Here is a 26,642-nt window from a genome sequence, read left to right on the forward strand (position 1 = left end):
AGCGGCGCAGGCCGGGATCCATCATAGGGCGATGTCGCACCTCATGATGGATCCCGGTCGGCCTGCGGCCGCCCAGGATGACGGTGGTGGTTGAGACTGACTCGAACGACCAGACGCGTCCCTCACACCTTCGGCAGGTCCGGCACGCGATAGGCCGTGGTCGACTTGATCCGCTCCATGGCGAAGCGCGAGGTGACGTTCTTGAGCGGGATCGTCTCGATCAGCCGCTTGTAGAAGCCGTCATAGGCGGCCATGTCCGCGACGACGACGCGCAGCATGTAGTCGACATCCCCCGCCATCCGGTAGAACTCCATGACCTCGGGCATGGCGGAGACCAGCTGCGCGAATTTTTCCAGCCAGGGCCCGGAATGGTCGGCGGTTTCGATCTGGACGAAGACGGTCAACCCCAGCCCGATCCTCTCCGGAGCGATCAGCGCGACGCGCTTGAGGATGACGCCCGCCTGTTCGAGCTTCTGGATCCGCTTCCAGCAGGGGGTCTGGGACAGGCCAACGCGATCGGCCAGTTCGGCGATCGAGATGTTGGCGTCACCCTGCAGCACGGTGAGGATTTTTCGGTCGATCGCGTCCATTCTCTGATCCCAGCCCGACAGGATAATTTCTACTCGTGACAGCCGCCAATGGAGATCGATTTTCTTTTTTGGCGGATACTCTTGTGCCGCGATAGAAAATCCTTTTCTCAGACTGTCAAGAGGCGCCCTTCGGGCCGCTGTTGCTGAGAGGATCTTCGACCATGGACCGCCGTCAGTTCCTGCTCGCAGGCTCCGCGCTCGCCGCGACCGCCGCGCTTCCTCACACCGCCGCGGCCCAAGGTGCTGTGCCGGCCCGGATCGGTTACATCCCGATCATCGGGACCGCTCCGGTCTTCGTCGCCCAGGGCGAGGGCTGGCTCAAGGAAGCTGGCATTGCCGCGAGCTTCACCGTGTTCGAGTCGGGCCCGAACATGATCCAGGCCTTCGCCTCGGGGACGATCGATTTCTATCTCGCCGGAATCGCGCCGCTCGCGGTGGCGCGCTCGCGCGGCGTCGATGTGCGGGTGGTGGCGGCGACCGCCGTCGCCGAGAACGTCTTCGTCGCAGCGCCGGCGCTGGCGAAGTTCTTCACGCCGGGCACGAGCGCCGCAGCCGCCTTCAAGGCGCACCGGGCGTCGACGGGCAAGGCAGCGCGCCTCGCCACCCAGCCCGCCGGCTCGGTGCCCAACACGACGCTGCAATACTGGCTCTGGGAGGTCGCCAAAGCCGACAAGGCCGATATCGAAATCGTGCCGATGGGCATCGACGCGACGCAGCAGGCCGTGCTGGCCGGGGCCGTCGAGGGCGGCATCGTGCGCGAGCCGGCGCTGACCATCGTGCAGACCCGCAACCCGGGCATCAGGCTGATCGCCGGCGGCGAGGAGCTTTTCCCGGGCCAGCCCGGCACGGTGCTCGCCGGCTCCGGCGCCTTCGTGACGAAGCATCCCGAGGCGGTGGAGCGAACGGTCGGCGCCCTGATCCGTGCGGCCGCCCTGATCGCGTCGAACCCGGACAAGGCCGCGCCCCATGTCGGCGCGGCACTCGGCAAGGGCATCGTCGATCCCGCCCTGATCCGGAAGGGGCTGACCTCGCCTGCGAGCAAGTTCGAGATCGACCCACGCAAGATCATCGAGCCCTCGCGCGCCATGCAGGCCTATCAGGTGAAGCTCGGCTCGCTCGAAAAGGAGCTGCCCTTCGACGGGCTGTTCGAGACGCAGTTCTACGAGCGCGCCCTGAAGGCGGCCGGCTGAGCGCATGGCCTCGCTGCGGGCGACCGCCCTCGCCTTTCTGGGGCTCGTGGGCTTCCTGCTGCTGTGGGAGGCCCTGCCGTTCTTCGGCTGGGTCAACCCGGCCTTCCTGCCCGGGCCGAGCGCACTGCCGCGCGCCTTCCTGGCGGAGATCCGGTCCGGCGCCTGGCTGTCGGCGATCCGGGGTTCGCTCGGGCACTACTTCACCGGGCTGATCACCGGCTCGGCGCTGGGCGTGGCGCTGGGCGTTCTGGTCGGCATGTCGCGCATCGCGGAAGAGGCGACGGCGTGGGTGGTGCGGGTGCTGCGGCCGATTCCAGGCCTCGCCTGGGTGCCCTTCGCCATCATCTGGTTCGGTGTGAATCCTTCGGCGGCCGTCTTCATCATCGCCATCGGCGTGTTCTGGATCGTGTTCTTCGCGGCGCAGGGCGCGATCCGCGGCGTCGACCGCGACCTGATCGAGGTGGCGGATGCCTTCGGCTTCACCTCCTCCTGGCAGCGGCTGTCCAAGATCCTGCTGCCGGCCGCCATGCCCGGCATCCTCGTCGGCGTCCGGACGGCTCTGGGACAGGCCTGGATGGCGGTGGTGGCGGCTGAGATCTTCGGCGTGGCCGGGGTGGGGCAGCGGATGATGCAGGCCTCCAGCCTGCTCGCGACCGACATCGTGGTGGTCTACATGCTGACCATGGCCGGGCTCTACGGCTTCCTCGACACCCTGTTCGTCGCCTTCCAGAAATGGGTGCTGCGTTGGAAAGCGTGACCGACAAGCCCGTCATCGAGATCCGGGGCCTCTCGCTGACCTTCACCCGCGACGGGGAGGCAACCGAGGTGCTGCGCCAGCTCGACCTCTCGGTTGCGCGCGGCGAGTTCCTCGCCATCGTCGGCCCGTCGGGCGTCGGGAAGTCGACGCTGCTGCGGGTCATCGCAGGCCTCGCGAAGCCGAGCGCCGGCGAGGTCCCGATCCACGCCGCCGACAGCACGCGGCGGCCGGTGGCGCTGGTCTTCCAGGATTCGCGGCTTCTGCCCTGGCGCAAGGTGATCGCCAATGTCGGCTTCGGCCTCGAGGGACAGGCGCCGCGGGCCGAGCGGCTGGCGCGCTCCCAGGCGATGCTCGATCTCGTCGGGCTCGGCGCGCTGGCGCAGCGCTGGCCGCATCAGCTCTCGGGCGGGCAGCGGCAGCGCGTCTCGCTGGCGCGCGCGCTCGCGGTCGAGCCCGAGATCCTGCTGATGGACGAGCCGTTCTCGGCGCTCGATGCGCTGACCCGCGAGAGCCTGCAGGACGAGTTGGTGCGCGTCTGGCAGCGCACGGGCAAGACCGTGCTCTTCGTCACGCACGACATCGACGAGGCCGCCTATCTGGCCGACCGGGTGGTGATCCTGTCGGGCGCTCCAGGGCAGATCATCGCCGAGCACCGCATCCGCGAGCCGCATCCGCGCAAGCGCGGCGGGGCGGCGGAGGCCGATATCGTGCGCTCGATCCGTCTCGGGCTCGGTGCCGAGACGGTCAGCGACGGCGCGGCGATCTGAGCGGCGCCGTCGAACCGCATCAGCCCTCATCCTGAGGAGCCGCGGAACGCGGCGTCTCGAAGGATGGTCGGTAGCTTCGGAACCATCCGGAGCATCCTTCGAGACGCAGCCTGCGGCTGCTCCTCAGGATGAGGGCTGAGAGCCCCGAAGGCGAGACACCGTCATTGCGAGCGGAGCGAAGAAATCCAGGCGCCGTAGAGCTCTGCTGCCTCTGGATTGCTTCGTCGCTGACGCTTCTCGCAATGACGCCTTCAAGGCCGGACCGTCGGCACGCCCTCGCGGATCTTTGTCGAGAAATCGGGATCGTCCAGCGAGATCGCCCGCGCCCGCTCACCGATCCGGGCCTGACGGACCAGTTCGTCGAGCGGGATGTCGCTGCGGACGGCGCCGATGCGCTGGAGATAGCCGGGCAGATAGCCAGAAAGCAGCACGCGCGGATCGAGCGGCAGCGAGAATTTCCAGGCTGGCGCGACCGAGCCGACCAGGGTGTAGACGACCGTGGTGCAGTTGGTCGTCAGCGTGTTGTACCAGCGCGGCCGGCCCGCCAGCTCGTTGACGTCGGCGACATAGGCCAGCAGCACGTCGCGCGCCTGGGCGGGCGTGGCGGCGATGCGGAAGAGCCGGACGTCCTCCTTGCGGGCATGGCTGCGCAGGCCGACGAGATCGCGCTCGGGCGCCGCGACATAGGCCATCTCGTAGCTGCGGAAGAAGCCCGCCAGCGCCGACCATTCTTCGCCCTTCTCGCGGCGGACCTCGATCGAGAAGGTCAGGGGCGGCTGATCGGCGAAGGGGAAGCTGACGAGGAGATGCGCGATCGCCTCGCCCGACCAATAGGAGAGATAGAGGTCGATGCCCTCGACCTTGCTGAGATCGTAGCGGCGCGTCTCCCAGCGCTCGTCGTAATCCGTCTCCGTGCGCCAGTTGAAGTTGCGGAGGTTGGAGACGGTCAGGATGTCGCCCTCGCGGGCGATCGAGGGCAGGCGCGCCAGCTCGGGAATCCAGGCCCGGTCATGCGACGGCATCAGCCCGTTCCACCAGCCGAGCAGGCCGAGGAAGAGCACCGCGAAGGAGAGCGGCAGGCGCGCCGCGCCGCTCCACAGGCCGACAGCACCGGCGAGCCCGGCGACGCCGAAGCCGACCGCCGCGAGGGTCCCGGTCGTCCCGGGCAGGCGGAAGATCAGCAGGCCGGCGGCCCAGGTGGTGGCGCCGAGGATGCCCAGCGTGGCGAGGAGGCGGAGGGCGATGAGGAGGATGGCCACAGCGTCACCGCCCCGGGATGCGAGATGCGAAGCGCGGGCCGCCTTCCCCCTAAGGACGAGAGATGGCCCGCACCCCGATGATAGGACGCGAGGGCCTCACGCCGCCAGCGAGTTGACCGGCGCCGCCGCCTTCACCGCGTCGTCGACATGGGCTTCGAACTTCTCGAAGTTCTTGGCGAACATGCCGATCAGGTTCTTGGCCGTCTCGGCGAAGGCCGCCTTATCCTGCCAGGTTTTCACCGGATAGAGGATGTGCGGCTCGACGCCGGGAACCGAGGTCGGCACCGCGAAACCGAAATAGGGATCGCGGCGGAAATCGGCGCGGTTCAGCGAACCGTCCAGCGCCGCCGACAGGAGACGGCGCGTCACGCGGATCGGCATGCGCCGCCCGGTGCCATACTGCCCGCCGGTCCAGCCGGTGTTCACCAGCCAGCAGTCGACATGGTGCTTGGCGATGAAGTCGCGCAGGAGATTGGCATATTCCGACGGGTGCCGCGGCAGGAAGGGCGAGCCGAAGCAGGTCGAGAACTCCGGCTCGACGCCGACGAGGCCGCGCTCCGTGCCGGCCACCTTGGCGGTGTAGCCGGAGAGGAAGTGGTACATCGCCTCGGCCGGGGTGAGCTTGGCGATCGGCGGCATCACGCCGAAGGCATCCGCCGTCAGCATGACGATGTTCTTCGGGATGCCGGCTCGGCCGGTGCGCGAGGCGTTGGGGATGAAGTCGAGCGGATAGGCCGAGCGGGTGTTCTCGGTCTTGCTGCCGTCGTCGAAATCGACCTCGCGGGTGATCTCGTCCATGACGACGTTTTCCAGCACCGTGCCGAAGCGCAGCGAGGCGGCGTGGATCTGCGGCTCGGCCTCGGCCGAGAGCTTGATCGTCTTGGCGTAGCAACCGCCCTCGAAGTTGAAGATGCCGTCCTTCGACCAGCCATGCTCGTCATCGCCGATCAGCGTGCGGTCGGGATCGGCGGAGAGCGTCGTCTTGCCGGTGCCGGAGAGGCCGAAGAAGATGGCGGAATCGTTGTTCGGGCCGACATTGGCGGAGCAGTGCATCGGCACCACGCCCTTCGTCGGCAGGACGAAGTTGAGATAGGTGAAGACCGACTTCTTCATCTCGCCGGCATAGGCCGAGCCGCCGATCAGCACGATCTTGCGGGTGAAGTCGATGGCGATGACGGTCTCGCTACGGCAGCCATGGCGGCCCGGGTCGGCCTTGAAGCTCGGCAGATCGACGATCGTCATCTCGGGGACGTAGTCGGCGAGTTCCTCGCGCGCCGGCCGGATCAGCAGGTTGCGGATGAAGAGCGAGTGCCAGGCCATCTCGGTGTAGACCCGGGCCTTGACGCGGTGAACCGGGTCGGCGCCGCCATAGAGATCCTGCGCGAAGAGGTCCTTGCCCTTGGCATGGGCGATGAAGTCGGCGAGCAGCGTCTCGAAATGCTCCGGGGACATCGCGTTGTTGTTGTCCCACCAGACGCTCTTGTCGGTGAGCGCGTCGCGGACGGTGAACTTGTCCTTGGGCGAGCGGCCGGTATGGGTGCCGGTGTCGGCGGTGATGGCGCCGTGGCGCGAGAGCTGGGATTCGCCGCGGGCGAGCGATTCCTCATAGAGCCGGGCGGCCTCGAGGTTCCAGTAGACGCTCTTCAGGTCGCGAAAGCCGAAGGACTCCGCCCCCTGCGCGGCATTGAACTGACCGATGGATTTCAACGGAACCTCCCGAGGCAGGCTGGCCCCGAGGAGCCGCCTGATCTGCAGACATGCGCGAACGGAGAAACGCGCGCGGGCGACCTTTGTGCCGGCCGGTGCCGGTCCCCTTAAGGCCATGTTGGACCCGGCTCAAGAGACGGCAAAGCCCCCGCCGGAAACATTCTCATCTAAATCGATTGAATCGAATCGACGTGGTAAATCAGGGCGCTAGGCCGCGGCGCGGGCCGCAGCCGCGAGCTCGACCAAGGTCCTCCGCATCGCGGCGGCATCGCTGACGGGCGCCGGGAAGGGCAGGCGCAGGACGGCATCGCCGCGGGCGAGATCGGCCCCGTCCGGATCGAGCCCGGTGAGACGCCACTCGCCGTCCTCGGCCTTCAGCAGTCCGGTGGCGTAGGCGCGGATCGCGTCGGCATGGTCGGCGTTCATGTGTTCGACCGCGCCCTCCTCCATCGCGGCGATGGCGCTCGAGGCTTTGGCATCGCTGAGCAGGTCAGCCGGCACGAGTTCATAGGCCCGTCCAAAACCGCCGTTCAGGCTCGCGCCCTGGAGGTCGAGGGCAAAGAAGGAGAAATCGCCGAAATCGACATAGAGCGCCGCCTTGGGCTGGCGGGCGAGGAAGCGCCGCCGGACGCGCTCGCCTTCCGCGCCCTCGCGCGCCACCTTCCTCGCCCTAAGCTTCAACGTGATCCGGGCATGGGCGAGCGGATCTCCCTTGCCGCCCGGCGCCAGCAGCAGCGAACAGCGCGGGTCGGTCTCCAGATGGGCCGTGTGGGCGGACAGGGCCGAGACCAGGATCAGAGGGGTGCCGTCGCCGTCGGTCGCCAGACTGACGAGGCTCGACGAGGGGTGACCGTCGCGTCCCAGCGTCGCCAGCGCCCCGGAGCGGGCGCCGCGCAGGAGCTGCCGGCCGAGGGCGCGGGCCTCGTCGTCGGTCGGGCGGATCGGGTCCTTACGCGGGGTGGGCTGCCCAGGCTCCTCGGTGAAATCGGCGGACGCTGCGATGGAACCTGCGGACATTTCGGGACTTTCCGTATCGGGGTCATAGGCAAGCCGCCATGCGACCGCTAGATTGCGGCCACGGTTTGGCCCTTCTCTCGCGAGAGTGGACCCTGCGTCATTGCAACACGGCCAAAAGAGACAAACGACTTATGCCAACCATTGCGCTGGTCGACGACGACCGCAACATCCTGACCTCGGTGTCCATTGCGCTCGAAGCCGAGGGCTACCGCATCATGACCTATACCGACGGCGCCTCGGCGCTCGACGGGCTGAAGCAGAACCCGCCCGACCTCGCCATCTTCGACATCAAGATGCCGCGCATGGACGGGATGGAGCTGCTGCGCCGCCTGCGCCAGAAGTCCGACCTGCCGGTGATCTTCCTGACCTCGAAGGACGAGGAGATCGACGAGCTGTTCGGGCTCAAGATGGGCGCCGACGACTTCATCCGGAAGCCGTTCTCGCAGCGCCTGCTGGTCGAGCGGGTGAAGGCGATCCTGCGTCGCGCCGGCGCCAAGGATCCCGCCGCGACGCCCCGCAACGAGGATGCCAAGGCGCTGGAACGTGGCCTGCTGCGGATGGACCCCGAGCGCCACACCTGCACCTGGAAGGGCGAGCCGGTGACGCTGACCGTGACCGAGTTCCTGATCCTGCAGTCGCTGGCGCAGCGGCCGGGGGTGGTGAAGAGCCGCAACGCCCTGATGGACGCCGCCTATGACGACGAGGTCTATGTCGATGACCGCACCATCGACAGCCACATCAAGCGGCTGCGCAAGAAGTTCAACCAGGTCGATGCCGATTTCGACATGATCGAGACCTTGTACGGCGTCGGCTACCGGTTCAAGGAAAGCTGAGCGTCCGGCCCATCCGGGCGGGCTGGGGCGGCAGGCGCATGACGCCGCCGCCGGCCGGGACGCACGGCGGAGACGATGGCGACGATCGAGCAGGAACGCAGGGCTGAAACCGGCCAAAGCGTGGCCAAGGCCACGCTGAGGACCCGGCTGCGCGGATTCCTGCGGCGCGGCCTGCGCGCGATCTCCTCGGGTGCGGCATCCAGCCTGACGCGCCGCATCGTCGTGCTCAATCTCGGAGGGCTCTGCGCACTCCTCGTCGGCTTTCTCTATCTCAACCAGTTCCGCGAAGGGCTGATCGAATCCCGCGTGCAGAGCCTGCTCACGCAGGGCGAGATCATCGCCGGCGCGATAGCCGCCTCGGCGACGGTCGAAACCGACGCGATCAACATCGATCCCGACAAGCTGCTGCAGCTCCAGGCCGGGGAGAGCGCGGGCATCGCCGAGGATCCGCTCGACTTCTCGATCAATCCCGAGAAGGTCGCGCCGCTGCTGCGCCGCCTGGTGACGCCGACCAAGACGCGCGCCCGCATCTACGACCGGGACGGGCTGCTGACGCTGGATTCCCGCAGCCTCTACTCGCGCGGCGACGTGCTGCGGCTCGACCTGCCGCGCGTCGGCGAGCCCGACGAGGCGCCGCTGCTGGAGCGGACCTGGAACCTGTTCCGCAACCGGCTCGGCCGAGCCGACGTGCCCGCCTACGACGATTTCGAGAACGCCAACGGCAAATCCTATCCGGAGGTGGCGCGGGCGCTGAGCGGGACGCCGGCCAGCGTGGTCCGCGTCAACGCGCGGGGGCAGACGATTGTCTCGGTGGCGGTGCCGGTGCAGCGCTTCCGGGCGGTGAAGGGCGCGCTGCTGCTCTCGACGCAGGGCGGCGACATCGACGCGGTCATCATCTCGGAGCGCTACGGCATCTTCCAGGTCTTCGCCGTTTCGGCGGCGGTGATGATCCTGTTGTCCGTGCTGCTGGCGGGCACCATCGCCGAGCCGATCCGCAAGTTGGCCGATGCGGCGCAGCGTGTCCGGCGCGGGGTGAAGTCGCGCGAGCAGATCCCGGATTTCGGCAACCGGCATGACGAGATCGGCCATCTCTCCGGCTCGCTGCGGGACATGACCAAGGCGCTCTACAGCCGCATCGAGGCGATCGAGAGTTTTGCGGCCGATGTCGCGCATGAGCTGAAAAATCCCCTGACCTCGCTGCGCAGCGCGGTCGAGACCTTGCCGCGGGCGAAATCGGACGAGTCGCGCGGGCGGCTGCTCGAGGTCATCCAGCACGATGTCCGCCGGCTCGACCGGCTGATCTCCGACATCTCCGACGCCTCGCGCCTCGATGCCGAGCTCGCCCGCAACGATGCCGGACCGGTCGATCTCGCCCAGGTCCTGGAGGCGGTGGTCTCGGTGCAGAACGAGATGCGCCGCGAGGGCCGCGCGAAGATCGAGCTCGTCACCGAGCGGCGCGGCCAGCGGCCCGGCGGGCGCGACGGCTTCATCGTGCTCGGCCACGATTCCCGGCTGGGCCAGGTGCTCGTCAACCTGATCGACAATGCCCGCTCCTTCTCGCCGCCGGACAAGCCGGTGCGCGTGCTGCTGTCGCGCTCCGGCGACGAGGTGCTGGTCACGGTGGAGGATGAGGGGCCAGGCATCGAGCCGCATGCGCTGGAGCGCATCTTCGAGCGCTTCTACACCGACCGCCCGAATGAGGGCTTCGGCCAGAATTCGGGGCTCGGCCTGTCGATCTCGCGCCAGATCGTCGAGGCGCATCGCGGCACGATCCGCGCCGAGAACCGGCTCGGCCCGGCCGGCCCCGATGGAGAGCGGCCGCGGCTGGGGGCGCGCTTCATCGTCTGCCTGCCGGCGCTGCCGCAGAGCGCATGAGGCGACCGTGACGGGCCAGACCATCCATGCCACGACGGTGGTGCTGGGCGAACTCGGCGTGCTGATCCGGGGCGCCTCGGGCGCCGGCAAGTCCAGCCTCGCGCTGGCGCTGATCGCGCTGGCGGGAAGCCAGGGCCGCTTCGCCCGGCTGGTCGCCGACGACCGGACCGCGCTGGGCGCCAGGGGCGGACGGCTGCTGGCGCGGCCGGTGGCGCCGCTGGAGGGGCTGATCGAACGTCGCGGGCTCGGGCTGACGCCGGAGCCGCACCAGCCGGCCGTGGTGGTGCGGCTGATCGTCGACCTCAGGGGCGAAGAGCCGGTGCGCATGCCGGAACCCGAGGATCTGGTCGAGCGGATCGAGGGCATCGACCTGCCGCGGCTGACCGTCGCGGGGCGGGCCGGCGACGAGCGGCTGGTGCTGGCGGCGCTGCGGCTCTTCACCGAAGGCTGATCTCGAAAATTTGTCGAGTTCGAAGCGGGCCGCTTGCCTATCCTTCGCACCTGCCGCATAAACCGCCACCTTGTCCGGGCGCCGAAAGCGCTCTCCGGTGCCATAGTGAATGATCGGACTGGTCCTCGTGACGCATGGGCATCTGGCCACGGAGTTCCGTGCCGCGCTCGAACACGTCGTCGGCCCCCAACAGCATCTCGCCACCATCGCCATCGCCCCCGATGACGACATGGAAGGCCGTCGCCGCGACATCATCGCGGCGGTCGAAGAGGTCGAGACCGGCAAGGGCGTGATCGTCCTGACCGACATGTTCGGCGGCACGCCCTCCAACCTCGCCATCTCGGTGATGGAGCCGGGCCGGATCGACGTGGTCGCCGGTATCAACCTGCCGATGCTGATCAAGCTCGCCAGCGTGCGCGAGGAAAAGAGCCTCGACGAGGCGGTCACCTGCGCGCAGGATGCCGGCCGCAAATACATCACCGTCGCCAGCCGGGTCCTGGCGGGGAAGTAAGGAAACGCTGCCGTGGACGACAGGCAGGAGATCGACGACTGCGATTGCCCTGAGGTCGAAATTCCCGCAGGCGCCGTCTATGGCGAGTTTCAGATCGTCAACAAGAAGGGGCTGCACGCCCGCGCCACGGCGAAATTCGTGCAATGCGCCTCGTCCTTCGACGCCGACATCACCGTCACCCGCTGCGGCGAGACGGTCGGCGCGACCTCGATCATGGGCATCCTGACGCTCGGCGCCGGCATCGGCTCGACGATCACGGTGGTGGCGAAGGGTCCGCAGGCGAGCGAAGCGCTGAAGGCGCTGGAGGCTCTGGTCGCCGACAGGTTCGGCGAGGGCGAATAGGCCCGCTCTGCTCAGCCGCTGCGGGCGCCGCCGCCTCCCCTCTCGCATCGATCCCTTCATGAGCGCTCAACCGAGGCCCATTCCGGCCCCGATAAGTGACCTTACGTCACAAAATCGACAGACCGCTCCCTTTCGACCGATCACATAAAGACATCTTTATATCTTTGATTGCCTTTGGGCGTGGGCGCTGCTATGGACCCGCCCATCATTCGAAGACCAGCTGGAGCACGCCCCGTGTCGACAACCGATTACATCGTCAAGGACATCAGCCTCGCGGATTACGGCCGCAAGGAAATCAACATGGCCCAGGACGAGATGCCGGGCCTGATGGCGATCCGCGAGGAGCACAAGGGCAAGTTCCCGCTCAAGGGCGCGCGCATCGCCGGCTGCCTGCACATGACCATCCAGACCGCCGTGCTGATCGAGACGCTGAAGGAACTCGGCGCCGATGTGCGCTGGTCGTCCTGCAACATCTTCTCGACCCAGGACCACGCCGCCGCCGCGATCGCCGCGAGCGGCACGCCCGTCTTCGCCATCAAGGGCGAGACGCTGGAGGAGTACTGGGAGTACGTGCTCAAGACCGCGACCTGGGGTGACGGCGGCACGCCGAACATGATCCTCGACGACGGCGGCGACCTGACCATGCTGATCATCCTCGGCGCCGAGGCCGAGGCCGGCAAGACCGAATTCCTCGACAAGCCGGGCAATGAGGAAGAAACGATCTTCTTCGCGCTGATCAAGCGCCAGCTCAAGGCCAATCCGGGCTGGTTCACCAAGACCCGCGACGCGATCAAGGGCGTCTCGGAGGAGACCACCACCGGCGTCCACCGCCTCTACGAGCTCGCCAAGGCGAACCGCCTGCCCTTCCCGGCGATCAACGTCAACGACTCGGTCACCAAGTCGAAGTTCGACAACCTCTATGGCTGCCGCGAGTCGCTGGTCGACGCCATCCGCCGCGGCACGGACGTGATGATGTCCGGCAAGGTCGCGGTCGTCGCCGGCTATGGCGACGTCGGCAAGGGCTCGGCCGCCTCGCTGCGCCAGGCCGGCTGCCGCGTCATGGTCACCGAGATCGACCCGATCTGCGCGCTGCAGGCGGCGATGGAGGGCTACGAGGTCGTGACGATGGATGACGCCGCCCCGCGCGCCGACATCTTCGTGACCGCGACCGGCAATCTCGACGTCATCACCGTCGACCATATGCGCGCGATGAAGCACCGCGCCATCGTCTGCAACATCGGCCACTTCGACTCGGAGATCCAGGTCGCCGGGCTGAAGAACTTCAAGTGGGACAACGTCAAGCCGCAGGTGGACGAGATCGAGTTCCCCGATGGCAAGCGCATCATCCTGCTCTCGGAAGGCCGCCTGGTGAACCTCGGCAACGCCACGGGTCACCCGTCCTTCGTGATGTCCTGCTCGTTCTCGAACCAGACGCTGGCCCAGGTCGAGCTCTGGAACCATCACGCCAAGTACGAGAACAAGGTCTACACGCTGCCGAAGCACCTGGACGAGAAGGTCGCGGCGCTGCACCTCGCCAAGGTCGGCGCGAAGCTGACCGTGCTGAACGACCAGCAGGCCAAATATATCGGCGTGCCGCAGACCGGGCCGTTCAAGCCCGAGCTGTATCGCTACTGACATCCGGCACAGCCCGGACGGCAGGAGGCCCGGCGCTCGCGCCGGGCCTTTTTCATTTGCCGAGGGCGACGTCGCTCAGTCTGAAGACGCTACTAATGGGCCCCGAGCCGGAGCAAGCCGCTAGGTCTTGGGTCGGCTTCGTTTCCTGCCGCCGGCCCGGCAAATCCGCCCGATTTACCGCTCATTAAGCACTTCCTGCCGGACTCCACCGGTGATTAGAGTGGGGCTGATTCGGCCTCCGGCGCGTGGCGCGGGGGCGGGTCGACACGCAGTGATCGGTGTGGTGGCAGGCGTGCGTCAGGGGTCCGGCAAAAGCGGGCCGGGGGGCGGCGGGCCGCCGTTCGGCGCCCGGCCGGACGGATATCAGGATGGGGCGGCCGGCGCCGCCCCCGGAGCAGACGGACGCGGAATGACCAGGTCGAGCCGACAGGAACGAAGCCGCCGGCACTGGCGCAGCCATGCGCTTCTGCCGGGTCTCGCCGCCAGTCAGGCTCCCTCCGCCGCGCTCGCCCAGGGCGCCTGGCTGGGGCCGTTGCGCCCGGATCTGTTCAGCACCGGCGCGCTCTCGATCGTGCTTGCGGGCCTCGCCGTCTTCGCCGCCACCACCTCGCTGGTCTATGTCCGCGAGCGCGGGCGCTGGCACCGGCGCGAGGCGGCGCTGGCCGGCGAACTCGAGGCCACGCGCGGCCAGCACGACCGGCTGACCGCCCTGCTCGCCACCGATCCCCAGGTCGTGGTCAGCTGGACCGGACGGCAGGCCGACCCCGTCTTCGAAGGCGACAGCGGCTTTCTCGGCGCGCCGGGTGCGACGCTCGCCCTCGCTTATGGCGCCTGGGCGCCGCCGGCCGACGCCAAGCGACTCGAACTCGCCACCGACGCGCTGAAGGAGCGCGGCGAGTCCTTCGGCATGACGCTGCGAAGCAAGGCGGGGCCCTTCATCGATGTCGAGGGCCGGCCCGTCGCCGGGCGCGCCGTGATCCGCTTCCGCGAGGTCACCGGCGAGCGGGCGCGGGTGATGGCGCTGCAGGGCGAACTCGACCGGCTGAACACCGAGCACGAGGCTCTGGCCGGCCTGCTGGACGGGCTGCCGCAGCCGGCCTGGACACGGACGCCGGACGGGCGGCTGAGCTGGTGCAACGCCGCCTATGCGCGCGCCGTCGAGGTCGCGGATGACGGCGCGGCGGTGAAGGGCGGCATCGAACTGCTCGACCGGACGGAGCGCGAGGCCGCCGCCAAGGCCCGGCGCGAGGGCCAGGTCTTCTCCGCCCGCGCGCCGGCCGTCATCGCCGGGCAGCGGCGCACGCTCGACATTCTCGAACTGCCGACGCCGACCGGCTTTGCCGGCATCGCCACCGACATGAGCGAGCTGGAAGCCGTCCGCACCGATCTCCAGCGCCAGATGGACGCGCATGTGCGCACCCTCGACCGGCTGAAGACCGCGGTCGCGGTGTTCGACGCCTCGCAGCGGCTGGTCTACCGAAATTCCGGCTTCGACGCGCTCTGGTCGCTCGATCCCGCCTTCCTCGACGGCCACCCCAGCGACGGCGAGATCCTCGACCGGCTCCGCGCCGAGCGCCGCCTGCCCGAGCTCGGCGACTATCGCAGCTGGAAGGCGGGCGTCCAGGCCGCCTATACCGCGACCCGCGCGAACGAGGACTGGTGGTACCTGCCCGACGGGCGCACCATCCATGTCGTGGCGAGCCCGAACCCGCAGGGCGGCGTCACCTATCTGCTCGACGACGTGACCGAGCGCTTCACCCTCGAATCGCGCTTCAACGCGCTGTCGCGGACGCAGCGCGAGACGCTGGATTCGCTGCGCGAGGGCGTCGCCGTGTTCGGCTCGGACGGGCGCCTCAAGCTCTCGAACCCGGCTTTCGCCCAGGCCTGGCGGATCAAGGCGGACCTTGCCGCCGCGGCGCCGCATATCGACGAGGTGGTGCGGCTCTGCCAGCCGCTCTTCCCGCAGGACGAGATCTGGGGCGAGTTGCAGAGCGCCGTCACCGGCGTGCGCGACGCGCGCGAGGACTATGTCTGCCGGATGCAGCGGCGCGACGGCACGGTGCTGGACTGCGCGGCCGCTCCGCTGCCCGACGGCGCGACGCTGATCACCTTCGCCGACGTCACCGCCAGCGTGAATGTCGAGCGCGCGCTGACCGAGAAGAACGAGGCGCTGGAGAAGGTCTCGCGGCTGCGCGAGGATTTCGTCCACCACGTCTCCTACGAGCTGCGCTCGCCGCTGACCAACATCATCGGCTTCGCGCAACTGCTCGGCACCGAGGCCGTCGGCGCGCTGAACGAGAAGCAGCGCGACTACACCTCGCATATCGTGCGCTCTTCCGGCGCGCTGCTCGCCATCATCAACGACATTCTCGACCTCGCCACGATCGACAACGGCGCGCTGCAGCTCGATCTCGAGGAGGTCGACGTCGCCGACACCATCGCCCAGGCGGCGGCGGGGCTGCATGACCGCCTCACCGACAGCAAGCTCGAACTCAAGGTCGAGATCGCGCCGGAGGCCGGCCCGCTGCGGGCGGACGGCAAGCGGCTGCGCCAGGTGCTGTTCAACCTGATCTCCAACGCGATCGGCTTCTCCTCGCCGGGCCAGACGATCACCGTCAGCGCAGCGCGCAGCGAGGGCCATGTCCGCATCACCGTCGCCGACCAGGGCCGCGGCATTCCGGCCGAGGTGAAGGAGAAGGTCTTCGACCGTTTCGAGAGCCACTCGCTCGGCTCCAGCCATCGCGGCGTGGGCCTGGGTCTCTCGATCGTGCGCTCCATCGTCGAGCTGCATGGCGGACGGGTCGAACTCGATTCGGCGCCGGGCCGCGGCACGCGCGTCACCGCGGTCTTCCCCTCCGCGGGCGTGCCGCTCTCGGACGCCGCGGAATGACGGACGAGGCGCGCAAATCCGGCCCGCACCGTCTGGTGCTGGCCGACGAGGCCGCGACGCTGCGGCTGGCCGCCGATCTGGCGGCGATCCTGAAGCCCGGCGACATCGTCGCGCTCTCCGGTCAGCTCGGGGCGGGCAAGTCGCTGCTGGCGCGGGCCATCCTGCGCGAACTCGCCGACGATCCCCGTCTGGAGGCGCCGAGCCCGACCTTCACCCTCGTCCAGAGCTACGAGACGCCGCGCGGGAGCGTGCTCCACGCCGATCTCTACCGCGTGCGCTCGCCCGAAGAGCTGGACGACATCGGACTGACCGAGGATCTCGACCGGGTGGTCCTGCTCGTCGAATGGCCGGACCGGGCGGGCACGCGCCTGCCGGGCGGGCGGCGCCTCGACATCGTGCTCGACGTCGACCCGGACCATCCCGAGACGGGGCGCATCGCGGATCTCTCCGGCGGCGTGCTCTGGCGGCAGCGTCTTTCGATCGCGATCGCCTCGCGCCGGCTCATCGACGAGGCCGGCTGGGACGATGCCCGCCGCGACTTCATGCAGGGCGACGCCTCGAGCCGCGCCTATGAGCGCCTGACGCGGCCCGACGGCGACAGCGCCGTGCTGATGATCTCGCCGCCGCGCCCGGACGGGCCGGCGATCCGGCTCGGCAAGCCCTACAGTGCGATCGCCCATCTCGCGGAAAACGTCGACGCCTTCGTCGCGATGGATCGCGGGCTGCATTCGCTCGGCTATTCGGCGCCGGAGATCTATGCGCAGGATCTCGAAACCGGGCTTTTGCTGATCGAGGATCTCGGCCACGAGGGCGTGATCGACGGCGACGGCCCGATCGCCGAGCGCTACGAGGCGGCGGCGCGGCTGCTGGCGGATCTGCATCGCCACACCCTGCCGACGATCCTGCCGGTGGCCGAAGGGCGCGACCATGTCCTGCCCGACTATGACCGCGCCGCGCTCGCCATCGAGACCGAGCTGATCCTGGAATGGTACGCGCCTCATATCGCGGGCGTGACCCTGCCCGCGGTGACGCAGGCCGAGTTCTCGCGGATCTGGAACCGGCTCTTCGACGAGATCCTGGAGGCACCCGGTACCTGGACGTTGCGGGATTTCCACTCGCCCAACCTGATCTGGCTGCCGGCCCGGGAAGGCCATGCCAAGCTCGGGCTGATCGACTTCCAGGACGCGGTCCTCGGCCATCCGGCCTATGATCTCGCCTCGCTCGCGCAGGATGCGCGCATCGACGTGCCGGCGGCGCTGGAATTGCGGCTGCTCGCCGCTTACGGCCAGGCGCGCCGCGCCGACGAGCCCGATTTCGACCTCGCCGGCTTCGCCCGCGCTTATGCGATCCTCGGCACGCAGCGCAACACCAAGATCGCCGGCATCTTCGCGAGGCTCGACAAGCGCGATGGCAAGCCGGCCTATCTCAAGCACCTGCCGCGCATCGAGGCCTATCTGCGCCGCAACCTCGAACATCCGGCGCTGGCGGAGCTCAAGGACTGGTACCAGGCGCATCTGCCGAAGCTGTTCGAGGTGGGGTGAGGTTTCGCCCGCGCTGCCCACTCCCTTTGCCGTCATCGCGGACTAGCGGCGCAGCCGCGCCGATCCGGGATCCATGCCTGAACCGTTCCGGAATGGGTCCCGGGTCTCCCTCCGGTCGCCCGGGACGACCGCCGCGAATGTCTGATAGGTTTGCGCGATGGAGGAGATTCGCGTGACGCAGGCCTATTCCCAACCGATCCGCCGCGCCATGGTGCTGGCGGCGGGGCTCGGCAAGCGGATGCGGCCGATCACCGACACGCTGCCGAAACCGCTCGTCAGCATCGGCGGCAAGCCGATGCTGGACCATGCGCTCGATCGGCTGGCTGAAGCCGGCGTCGAGGAGGCGGTGGTCAACGTCCATCATCTCGCCGAACGGATCGAGGCGCATCTGGCCGGCCGCAGCGCGCCGCGCATCACCATCTCCGACGAGCGGGGGCTGCTGCTGGAGACCGGCGGCGGGGTGAAGAAGGCGCTGCCCCTGCTCGGAAGCGAACCCTTCTTCCATGTGAATTCGGATTCGCTCTGGAGCGAGAGCCGTGGTTCGGCGATGCAGGCCATGGCACGGGGCTGGGATGCCGCGCGGATGGATATGCTGCTGCTGCTGGCCCAGCGCGAGGGCAGCGTCGGCTTCGACGGGCGCGGCGATTTCTTCAAGGCTGCGGACGGGCTGCTGACACGGCGCGGCAGCGCCGAGAGCGCACCCTTCGTCTATGCCGGTGTCGCCATCATGAAGCCTGACCTCTTCGCGGACACCCCCGAGGGACCGTTCTCGCTGAACCTGCTGTTCGACCGCGCCATCGCGGCGGGCCGGCTGCACGGGCTCGTGCTCGCCGGGCAATGGCTGCATGTCGGCACGCCCGAGGCGATCGCGCCGGCGGAGGCCGCCTTCGCGGCGGCGCAGACCGCGCCCGCGCGAGCCGATGGCTGACCTCAACCTGTTCACGATACCCGCCGGCGCGCCCTTTCTCGAGGTGCTGGCCCAGGCGATGCTGGAGGGTCGCTTCGGGCGCGTCCATGACCCTGAGGACCCCGCCGCGCTGGCGCGCGTGACGCTCTATCTGCCGACGCGGCGGGCGGCGCGGGCCTTCGCCGCCTGCCTCTCCGACAAGCTCGGCGGCGCGCCGCTGCTGCTGCCGCGCATCCTGCCGCTGGGCGATGTCGACGAAGCCGAGACGGCGCTGATCGGCGCCGGCGCGCTGGCCGATGACCGTATCGCGCCCATCGACCTGCTGGCGCGGCGGATGATCCTGACCCGGCTCGTCGACGCCTGGGGACGCAGCGCCAATCGCAGCCATCTGCGGCTCGATCCCGCAGAGCCCTCGCTGGTGCCGGCGACGCTGGCCGAGGCTTATGGGCTCGCCGGCGACCTCGCCGCGCTGCTCGACCAGATGCAGACGGAGGATGTCGCCGTCGAACGGCTCGGGCGGCTCGACGCGGCCCGTTTCGACAAGGTCTGGCAGCTCAACGCCGAGTTCCTCTCGATCCTGGGCGGCGCCTGGCCGACCATCCTGAGCGAGCGTGGCGCCTGCGACCCCGCCACCTTCCGCAACCGCATGCTGGCCGCCGAGCGCGAGCGGCTGCTGTCGGGCGCGGTGACGGGGCCGATCATCGCGGCCGGCTCGACCGGCACGGTCCCGGCCACAGCGCGGCTGCTCGCGGCGATCGCAAGGCTGCCCAACGGCGCGGTGGTGCTGCCGGGGCTCGACCTCGAACTACCCGATGAGGCCTGGCGGGCGATCGCCGAGGAGCCCGCGCCCTCGCATCCGCAGGCGGCGCTGCACCATCTGCTCGACACGCTGCAGGCGGTGCGGGCCGATGTGCGCGCACTGGCCGAACCCGATGCCGCGCATGGCGCGCGCTCGCGGCTGCTGCGCGAGGCGATGCTGCCGGCCTCCGTGACGCAGAGCTGGGCCGATTTGCGCGAGCGCCTTCCGACGGCTGAAGCGGAGCTGGCCTTCCGCGACCTGCGCCTCGTCGAGGCGGCCGACGAGCGCGAGGAGGCGCTGGCGGTGGCGGTCGCGCTGCGCGAGACGCTGGAGACGCCCGGCCGGCAGGCGGCGCTGATCACGCCCGATCGCGGCCTCGCCGAACGGGTCACGGTCGAGCTCCGGCGCTGGGACATCGCGGTCGACGATTCGGCAGGCCTGCCGCTGGCGCGCTGGCCGGCGGGCTCGCTGCTGCGGCTCGTGCTGGACGCGGCTCTGGCACAGATGACGCCGGGAAGTCTCGTGCCGCTGCTCGCCCACCCGCTCTGCCGGCTCGGGCTTTCGCGCGAGGAGACGGTGCGCGGGGCCTCGGCGCTGGAGATCGGGCTGTGGCGCGGCGAGAGCGTCGGCCGAGGGCTGGCCGGGCTCAACGAACAGCTCGGACGCTGGAGCGAATTGCGCGAAGTCCGCCATGCGCCGGGCCCGCGCAAGCGCCTGAGCGACGCGGATGCCGCGGCGGCGGCGACGGTGCTGGCGGCGCTCGGCACCGCCTTCTCGCCGCTGCTGGAGGCGCTGTTCCTGCAGGCGCCGTCGCTGGCGGTGATGACGGCCGCGGCCCGCGCCACGGTCGAGGCCGTCAGCCGGGACGAGGACGGGCAGGCCTGCGCCTTCCGCGATGCCGATGGCGAGGCGCTGGCCGGGCTCTTCGACGATCTCGCCGCCGCGCAGTCCGACATGCCCGAGGGCGGCCGGCCCGCCGATGTCGTCGCGATCCTCGACGGGCTGCTGGCCGAGCGCGTGGTCAAGCGCAGCGGCGGCGGTCATCCGCGCGTGCGGATCTGGGGCCTGCTCGAAGCGCGCCTGCTCGAGGCCGACCATGTCGTTCTCGGCGGGCTGAACGAAACCGTCTGGCCGCCGCAGACCACGACCGACGCCTTCATCAACCGGCCGATGCGGGCGGAGCTTGGCCTGTCGCCGCCGGAGCGCCGCATCGGCCAGACCGCGCATGACTTTTCCATGGCGCTGGCGGCGCCTTGCGTGACGCTGACGCGGGCGCGCAAGGCCGGCGAGTCCGAGACGATCGCCTCGCGCTTCTGGCAGCGGCTTCAGGCGGTGACGCCAGCGCCCGTCTGGGGTGAGGCGCTGGCACAAGGGAAGCGGCTGACGGCGCTGGCGGGGCGGCTCTCGGCCCCGGCACCGGTGCGCCCGGTCGGCCGGCCGGCGCCGAAGCCGCCGCGCGCGCTGCAGCCGCTCTCGCTCAGCGTCACCGATGTCGAGACGCTCTATCGCGATCCCTACCAAATCCATGCCCGCAAGATCCTCAAGCTCGACGCGCTGCCCGGGCTGGTCGAGGATCCGAGCGCGCAGGATCGCGGCAGCCTGCTGCACGAGATCGTCGAGACCTTCGCCGCGACCTATCCGGAGCAATTGCCGGCGGATGCCCATGGCCGGCTGATCGCGATCGGCGAAGAGGCGTTCCGGCGCTTCGCGGATGCGCCGGAGGTGCGAGCCTTCTGGTGGCCGCGCTTCCTGCTGACGGCCGGGCATTTCATCGACTGGGAGCAGCGGCGGCGCAGCGCGCTCGCCCGCGTGGCCGTCGAGGTCTACACGGGATCGCGCTTCCCGCTTGCCGACGGGCAGACGCTATGGCTCAGCGGCAAGGCGGACCGGGTCGAGATCACGCGGACGCCGACCTTGCGCATCATCGACTTCAAGACCGGCGCCCCGCCGAGCCAGGCGCAGGTCGAGAAGGGGTTTGCGCCACAGCTGACCCTGGAGGCGGAGCTGGCGGCCCGGGCCGGCTTCGAGGGCGCGGTCGGCCCTACGCCGGTCGAGGCCGTGCTCTACATGAAGCTGCATCACGACCCGAAGGCTTGGGCCAAGGACAAGCCGCTGGCGTTCGACGACGGCAGCCTGGCGGATGTGGCGAGCCGCCACCTCGAACGCCTGCTGGCGCATGTCGAGGCGCTGCGCAGCGGCCGCGAGGCCTTCGTCTCGCGGCGCGCGCCGGATTACATCAAGTTCGCCTCGCCCTATGACCAGCTCGCGCGGGTCAAGGAATGGGCCGCCGCCTCCGAGGGCGACGAGGGGGACGGGGCATGAAGCCCGGCTGGATCGTCCCACCCCTCACCCAGCAGAACCAGACGCTGGCGGCCGATCCGCGGCTCAGCGCCTGGGTCTCGGCCAATGCCGGTTCGGGCAAGACCTATGTGCTGGTCAACCGCGTGCTGCGGCTGCTGCTCGACGGCGTCGCGCCCGGGCGCCTCCTCTGCATCACCTATACCAAGGCCGCCGCCGCCAATATGGCCAACCGCGTCTTCGCGGCACTCAGCGCCTGGGCGACGCTGCCGGAGGCGGAGCTGGTCAAGGAGCTGACCAATCTCACCGGCAAGCCACCCTCGCGCGACAACCTCGCCGCGGCGCGGCGCCTGTTCGCGCAGGCGCTGGAGACGCCGGGCGGGCTGAAGATCGAGACGATCCACGCCTTCTGCACGCGGGTGCTGCAATCGGCGCCCTTCGAAGCCAATGTCCCGCCGCGCTTCGAGGTCGCCGACGACCTCGCCCAGGCCGATATGCTGCGCGAGGCGCGGCGCGAGCTGTTGCGGGCGGTCGCGGCCGACCCTGACGGCGAAGAGGCGCAGGCGCTCGACCTGCTCGCCCGACAGGCGGCGCAGGACACGTTCGATGCGATGATGCAGGAGGCGCTGCGCCAGCGAAGCCTGTTCAACGACGCGGAGGGCCGGGCCCGCGATGCCGGCGAGATGCGCGAGGGCATCGCCGCCGTGCTCGGCATCGCGCCGGATCTGTCGGCGGAGACGGTGCGAACCGGCTTCGAGGGCTGGCTGGCGCAGGCAGCGGGCATGGAGGGGCTGGTCGCGACCCTGGAGCGGGGCTCCAAGACACAGAAGGACGCCGCCGACATCCTGCGCCGCGCCCTGAAGGGTCAGGGGTACGACCCCGTCGAACTCTGCCGCTCGGGGCTTTTGACCAAGGCGCAGACCGTCCATGCCGATGTGCGCGGGCGTTCCGACAAGACGCGCATCCAGCCGCCCGCGAGCGACGTGCTCGATACCCTCGAGACCGAACTCTGCGGCGCCATCGATCGCCTCAACGCGATCGCGATCCGCGACCGCAGCCATGCGCTGGCGCTGCTGGTGACGCGGATGCTCGCCTCCTACCAGCGCCAGAAGAGCGAGCGCTCGCTGCTCGACTATGATGACCTGATCGCCCGGACGCGCTCGCTGCTGACGCGGGTCGAGGCGGCCTGGGTGCTCTACAAGCTCGACGCCGGCATCGACCACATCCTGCTCGACGAGGCGCAGGACACCAGCGACGCGCAATGGGCGATCCTGCGCCAGCTCGCCGACGAGTTCAGCGCCGGGGGCCGCGAGGCAGGGCCGCGCCCCCGCACCGTCTTCGTCGTGGGGGACGAGAAGCAGTCGATCTATGGGTTCCAGGGTGCCGCACCCGCCGCCTTCAACACGCAGCGCCGGCAGCTCGGCCAGCGCATCCGGGAAGCCGAGCAGCGCTTCGAGACGATCAGCCTTAACACCTCCTTCCGCTCGGCGCCCGACATCATGCAGGCGGTCGACGCCGTCTTCGCCCTGCCGGAGCATGCGCGCGGCCTCGTCTTCGACGGCTCGGAGCGGCCGGAAATCCATGACACGGTGCGCCGGAGCGATCCCGGCTGCGTCGATCTCTGGCCGCTCTGCGCCAATGATTCCGGCGAGCCGCCCGATGCCTGGACAACCCCGGTCGACGCGCCCGAGCGGCGCAGCGGCACGGCCAAGCTCGCCCAGCGCATCGCCGCGACGCTCGCCGGCTGGACGCGCCGGGGCGTGGACGATCTCGGCCGGCCCTTCTCGCCCGGCGAGGTGATGATCCTGCTGCGCCAGCGCGGCGCGCTGTTCGAGACCATCGTCAAGGCGCTGAAGGATGCCGGCGTCCCCGTCACCGGCCGCGACCGGCTGACGCTCGCCACCCATCCGGCGGTCGAGGACCTCGTCGTGCTCGGCCGCACGCTGCTGCTGCCGGAAGACGACCTGACGCTCGCCACCGCGCTGAAGACGCCGCTGATCGGGCTGGACGACGACGACCTCCTGCGCCTCGCACCGGAGCGCAGCGGCTCGCTGCGGGCGGCGCTGCGCGAGGCGGCGGCGAGCGAGCCGCGTTATGCGGCCGTCGAGGCCCGGCTGGCCGAGCTCGCCGCGGAGGCGGGGCGCTGCGGACCGTTCCGCTTCTTCGCCGGGCTGCTCGGGCCGGGCGGCGGGCGCAATCTCGCCTTGGCGCGTCTGGGGGCCGAGGCCGGAGACGCGCTCGACGCCTTCCTGTCTGCGGCGCTCGACCATGAGCGGCGCTACGGCCCCTCGCTCGCCGGCTTCCTCGACCATGTCTGCGGCGCCGCCACCGATGTGAAGCGCGATCTCTCCTCCAGCCGCGGCGAGGTCCGCGTCATGACGGTTCATGGCGCCAAGGGGCTCGAGGCGGGGATCGTGATCCTCGCCGATCTCGCCCCGCCGCCCGGCGCCAAGAGGTTGCCGAAGATCCTGGCGGTCGAGCCGCCGCGACGGCCGGCGGTGCCGATCTGGCCGCCGGCCAGCACGGAGGATGCGCAGGCGACGGCGCAGGCCAAGGCCCGCGTCGTCGAGCAGATGGTCGAGGAGCATCACCGCCTGCTCTATGTCGCGATGACACGGGCGGAGAACCGGCTGATCGTCTGCGGCGCGCAGGCCAAGGGCGAGGCGCCGGCCGGGAGCTGGTATGCCATGGTCGAGGCAGGCCTCGCCGCCTCCGAACCGGGGCTCGTCGAGATCGGCGAGGGCGAGAGCGCGATCCGCCGGTTCATGATCTCGCGGCCGCACACGGTGGCCGTGGAGGCCTCGGCGAGCCCTGCGACGCCCGAGCCTGCACCCGACTGGCTGTCGCGCCCGCCGCCGCGGGAGGCCGAGCCGGCGCCCCCGCTGAAGCCCTCCAGCGCGCTTACTGCCGCCGATGCTCCCGACCGACCGGTCGACGGCCCCTTCCTGGCGGAGGCCGCTGCGGCCGGGCGCTTCGCCCATCTCCTGCTGCAGATGCTGCCGGACATCGCGCCCGAGCGGCGCGAGGCGGTGGCGGCGGCGCTCGCCATCTCGCGCGGCGCCGCGCTGCCGGAGCCGAGGCGCGAGGCGATCGTCCAGGACGCACTGGCGCTGCTGGCCGATCCGGCGCTCGCCGCCCTGTTCGGGCCGGGCTCTCTGGCCGAGGTGCCGATCACGGGCCTGCTCGCCTGGGGGGCGGGCGAGAGGCGACCCGTCTCGGGACAGATCGACCGGCTCGCCATCATGCCCGAGGAGGTCATCATCGCCGACTTCAAGACGACCGCGAGGCCGCCACGCGACCTCGCCGCCATCGCGCCGACCACATTGGCGCAGCTCGCGGTCTACCGGGCGCTGGTCGGGCAAATCTATCCCGGCCGGCGGGTGCGCGCGCTGCTGGTCTACACGGCGACGCTGACGCGGCTGGAGCCCGAGGCCGCCGTGCTCGACGCGCTGCTCGCCCAGCTTGGCGCAAAGGGGATGGACGCGGCATGAGACTGGTCCCGCGCGCCCTTCGCGTTCGGCCGCGGCTGTTCCTGGCCCTCGCGGCGATGGCCGGCCTCGCGCTGGCCCTGCCCTCGGGTTGGAGCTGGACCACGAGGCTGCTGATCGCCTGGGATGCGGGCGCTGTGCTCTATCTCGCCATGCTCGCGGCGACGCTGCTGAACGAGACCGTTCCCCAGATCCGCGCCCGCGCCGCGCGGCAGGACGAGGGCGGGGCAGCCATTCTGGTCATCGCCTGCCTGGCGGCGACGGCCAGCATCGCGGCGATCGGCTTGCAGCTCGCAGGGATCGGCGGCCTGCCACCGGGCGAGCGCGGGCTGCATCTGGCACTCGGCGGCATCACGATCCTGTGCTCCTGGACGCTGCTGCACGCCTTCTTCACGCTGCACTATGCCGGCGCCTACTATGCCGGCGAGGACGGGCCCTGCCTCGATTTTCCGGGCGAGCGCGACCCCGACTATGTCGATTTCCTGTATTTCGCCTACACGATCGGCTGCACCTCGCAGACCTCGGACGTCGCCGTGACGACGCGGGCTGCGCGCGGGCTCGTTCTGGTGCACTCGATCCTGGCCTTCGTCTTCAACACCAGCATCCTGGCGCTGGCCATCAATGTCGGGGCGAGTCTTGTGTCCGCCGGCTCCTGAGGCGGCGGCATGATCCGTGGACAGGGCTGCCCCTGCGGCGGCGGCGCCTTGACCCCGAGGGGGCGCGTTCCTAGCTTGCCCAACGAAGGCGGCGCTCCCGCCACCCCTCTTTGAAAGGCGAAACGCCCATGGCCACGAGCAAAGTCACCGATGCGAGCTTCGAGGCGGACGTCCTCAAGTCGAGCGAGCCGGTCGTCGTCGATTTCTGGGCCGAGTGGTGCGGCCCCTGCCGCATGATTGGCCCGGCGCTCGAGGAGATCGCCGGCGAAATGGACGGCAAGGTCAAGATCGTGAAGATGAATGTCGACGAGAACCAGGCGATCCCCGCCCAGTTCGGCATCCGCTCCATCCCGACCCTGATGCTGTTCAAGGACGGAAAGCTGACCTCCCAGAAGGTCGGCGCCGCGCCCAAGAGCGACCTCTCGCGCTGGATCGCCGGTGCCGTCTGAGCGTCGCGAGGCCTCCCGAACGACAAAAGGCCCGCCCTCCTTCCGGAAGGCGGGCCTTTTCTGTTCGCAGGGCCCGATCAGCCGCGGCGCGCGCCGTCGACGCTGAAGGCGCCGGGGCCGGCGGTGAAGATGTAGAGGAAGATGAAGCAGAACAGCATGGCCGCCTCGCCGCCGTTCAGGATCGGATAGAAGCCCTTCGAGCCATGGGCCATCCAGTAGGCCACCGCCATCAGGCCCGACAGGATGAAGGCGGCCGGACGGGTCAGGAAGCCGATCAGCACCAGCGCGCCGCCGACGATCTCCAGCACGCCCGCGGTCCAGGGCAGGGAGAAGGCGGCCGGCATGCCCCAGGACGGTGCAGCCGGGAAGGCGAGCAGCTTCTGCGTGCCATGGGAGATGAAGCTGAGGGAGGTGAATATCCGCAGAAGTGCAAGGGCGTAGGGCTGGAAGCGCTGGGCTGATGCGAGCATGGATGTCTCTCTCTGAGGCAGTTCGCCGGCAGGACCTTGGGTCCCCGGCCAGGATGAGGTTGTCCCGGCGTTTCCCTTGCGATTTTTGCCGAGGTGATGGCGGAATGTCGCAGGCTCCGCAAGGCAGGGCGGCCGCCAGGCCGGTCTTGCATTCGCGCAACATCTTCACGTTACCGCGACAAGGAGGCTATGCGCGGGGGGCGGCAGGCT

At 69.7% G+C, this 26,642-nt stretch carries 21 protein-coding genes; 16 read left to right on the forward strand and 5 right to left on the reverse strand.

What is annotated here, in order from left to right; translation table 11 throughout:
- Positions 1–122: 122 nt before the first annotated feature.
- Positions 123–590 (reverse strand): Lrp/AsnC family transcriptional regulator, encoded by a 468-nt coding sequence (locus AX750_RS01290; RefSeq protein ID WP_082732760.1) that lies wholly within the window; start codon positions 588–590, stop codon positions 123–125.
- A gap of 161 nt (positions 591–751) precedes the next feature.
- On the opposite strand from AX750_RS01290, the gene AX750_RS01295 reads away from it, so the two are divergent.
- The 3 genes from AX750_RS01295 to AX750_RS01305 are packed head-to-tail and all read left to right on the forward strand — an operon-like array spanning position 752 to position 3,304.
- The gene (locus tag AX750_RS01295) at positions 752–1,780 is read left to right on the forward strand and encodes an ABC transporter substrate-binding protein (protein WP_066722616.1); all 1,029 of its coding nucleotides are present in this window, start codon (positions 752–754) and stop codon (positions 1,778–1,780) included.
- 4 nt (positions 1,781–1,784) lie between these two features.
- Positions 1,785–2,537: an ABC transporter permease gene (locus AX750_RS01300; RefSeq protein WP_066722622.1), complete on the forward strand. Its 753-nt coding sequence runs from the start codon at positions 1,785–1,787 to the stop codon at positions 2,535–2,537.
- The gene (locus AX750_RS01305) at positions 2,513–3,304 is read left to right on the forward strand and encodes an ABC transporter ATP-binding protein (RefSeq protein WP_066722626.1); all 792 of its coding nucleotides are present in this window, start codon (positions 2,513–2,515) and stop codon (positions 3,302–3,304) included. The genes AX750_RS01300 and AX750_RS01305 overlap by 25 nt, the downstream gene beginning before the upstream one ends.
- Positions 3,305–3,555: 251 nt before the next feature.
- On the opposite strand, the gene AX750_RS01310 is transcribed toward AX750_RS01305, so the two are convergent.
- From AX750_RS01310 to AX750_RS01320, 3 genes are all read right to left on the reverse strand, one after another.
- Complete coding sequence (locus tag AX750_RS01310; RefSeq protein WP_066722629.1) at positions 3,556–4,563, reverse strand: DUF4105 domain-containing protein; 1,008 nt, start codon at positions 4,561–4,563, stop codon at positions 3,556–3,558.
- 96 nt (positions 4,564–4,659) lie between these two features.
- Positions 4,660–6,270 carry a phosphoenolpyruvate carboxykinase gene (locus tag AX750_RS01315; RefSeq protein WP_066722632.1) on the reverse strand — a complete coding sequence of 537 codons (1,611 nt, stop codon included), beginning with the start codon at positions 6,268–6,270 and terminating at the stop codon, positions 4,660–4,662.
- A 207-nt stretch (positions 6,271–6,477) separates the two neighbouring features.
- A complete protein-coding gene (locus AX750_RS01320; RefSeq protein WP_082735228.1) occupies positions 6,478–7,287 on the reverse strand; it encodes a DUF2470 domain-containing protein in 810 nt (269 codons plus the stop codon).
- Positions 7,288–7,418: 131 nt separating this feature from the next.
- Here AX750_RS01320 and AX750_RS01325 point away from each other — a divergent pair, with 131 nt between their 5' ends.
- From AX750_RS01325 to trxA, 13 genes are all read left to right on the forward strand, one after another.
- On the forward strand, positions 7,419–8,120 hold the full coding sequence (locus tag AX750_RS01325; RefSeq protein WP_066722635.1) for a response regulator transcription factor: 702 nt from the start codon (positions 7,419–7,421) through the stop codon (positions 8,118–8,120).
- 75 nt (positions 8,121–8,195) lie between these two features.
- Positions 8,196–9,995, forward strand: coding sequence for a sensor histidine kinase (locus tag AX750_RS01330; protein ID WP_066722638.1), 1,800 nt, complete (start codon positions 8,196–8,198; stop codon positions 9,993–9,995).
- Between the two features lie 7 nt (positions 9,996–10,002).
- Positions 10,003–10,446 carry a hypothetical protein gene (locus AX750_RS01335; protein WP_066722641.1) on the forward strand — a complete coding sequence of 148 codons (444 nt, stop codon included), beginning with the start codon at positions 10,003–10,005 and terminating at the stop codon, positions 10,444–10,446.
- A 109-nt stretch (positions 10,447–10,555) separates the two neighbouring features.
- Complete coding sequence (locus AX750_RS01340) at positions 10,556–10,957, forward strand: PTS sugar transporter subunit IIA (protein WP_066722644.1); 402 nt, start codon at positions 10,556–10,558, stop codon at positions 10,955–10,957.
- Positions 10,958–11,017: 60 nt separating this feature from the next.
- The gene (locus tag AX750_RS01345) at positions 11,018–11,299 is read left to right on the forward strand and encodes an HPr family phosphocarrier protein (RefSeq protein ID WP_245282275.1); all 282 of its coding nucleotides are present in this window, start codon (positions 11,018–11,020) and stop codon (positions 11,297–11,299) included.
- A gap of 192 nt (positions 11,300–11,491) precedes the next feature.
- Positions 11,492–12,934, forward strand: a complete 1,443-nt coding sequence (ahcY, locus tag AX750_RS01350) for an adenosylhomocysteinase (RefSeq protein ID WP_066722648.1) — start codon at positions 11,492–11,494, stop codon at positions 12,932–12,934.
- A gap of 409 nt (positions 12,935–13,343) precedes the next feature.
- Positions 13,344–15,824, forward strand: coding sequence for a PAS domain-containing sensor histidine kinase (locus AX750_RS01355; RefSeq protein ID WP_082735229.1), 2,481 nt, complete (start codon positions 13,344–13,346; stop codon positions 15,822–15,824).
- Entirely contained in the window at positions 15,821–17,365 is a 1,545-nt protein-coding gene (gene tsaE / locus AX750_RS01360; RefSeq protein ID WP_066722650.1) for a tRNA (adenosine(37)-N6)-threonylcarbamoyltransferase complex ATPase subunit type 1 TsaE, read from the forward strand. Before AX750_RS01355 ends, tsaE begins: the two co-directional genes overlap by 4 nt.
- A gap of 208 nt (positions 17,366–17,573) precedes the next feature.
- Positions 17,574–18,293, forward strand: a complete 720-nt coding sequence (locus AX750_RS01365; protein ID WP_245282276.1) for a nucleotidyltransferase family protein — start codon at positions 17,574–17,576, stop codon at positions 18,291–18,293.
- Complete coding sequence (gene addB / locus AX750_RS01370; protein WP_066722655.1) at positions 18,286–21,393, forward strand: double-strand break repair protein AddB; 3,108 nt, start codon at positions 18,286–18,288, stop codon at positions 21,391–21,393. The genes AX750_RS01365 and addB overlap by 8 nt, the downstream gene beginning before the upstream one ends.
- Positions 21,390–24,860: a double-strand break repair helicase AddA gene (gene addA, locus AX750_RS01375; protein ID WP_066722657.1), complete on the forward strand. Its 3,471-nt coding sequence runs from the start codon at positions 21,390–21,392 to the stop codon at positions 24,858–24,860. Before addB ends, addA begins: the two co-directional genes overlap by 4 nt.
- The gene (locus AX750_RS01380) at positions 24,857–25,513 is read left to right on the forward strand and encodes a DUF1345 domain-containing protein (protein ID WP_066722660.1); all 657 of its coding nucleotides are present in this window, start codon (positions 24,857–24,859) and stop codon (positions 25,511–25,513) included. Before addA ends, AX750_RS01380 begins: the two co-directional genes overlap by 4 nt.
- Before the next feature lie 128 nt (positions 25,514–25,641).
- Entirely contained in the window at positions 25,642–25,962 is a 321-nt protein-coding gene (gene trxA / locus AX750_RS01385; RefSeq protein WP_066722663.1) for a thioredoxin, read from the forward strand.
- Between the two features lie 77 nt (positions 25,963–26,039).
- On the opposite strand, the gene AX750_RS01390 is transcribed toward trxA, so the two are convergent.
- Entirely contained in the window at positions 26,040–26,432 is a 393-nt protein-coding gene (locus AX750_RS01390) for a DoxX family protein (RefSeq protein WP_066722665.1), read from the reverse strand.
- Positions 26,433–26,642 lie beyond the last annotated feature (210 nt).

The organism is Methylobacterium sp. CCH7-A2 (assembly GCF_001557075.1).
Taxonomy (GTDB): domain Bacteria; phylum Pseudomonadota; class Alphaproteobacteria; order Rhizobiales; family Beijerinckiaceae; genus Allobosea; species Allobosea massiliensis.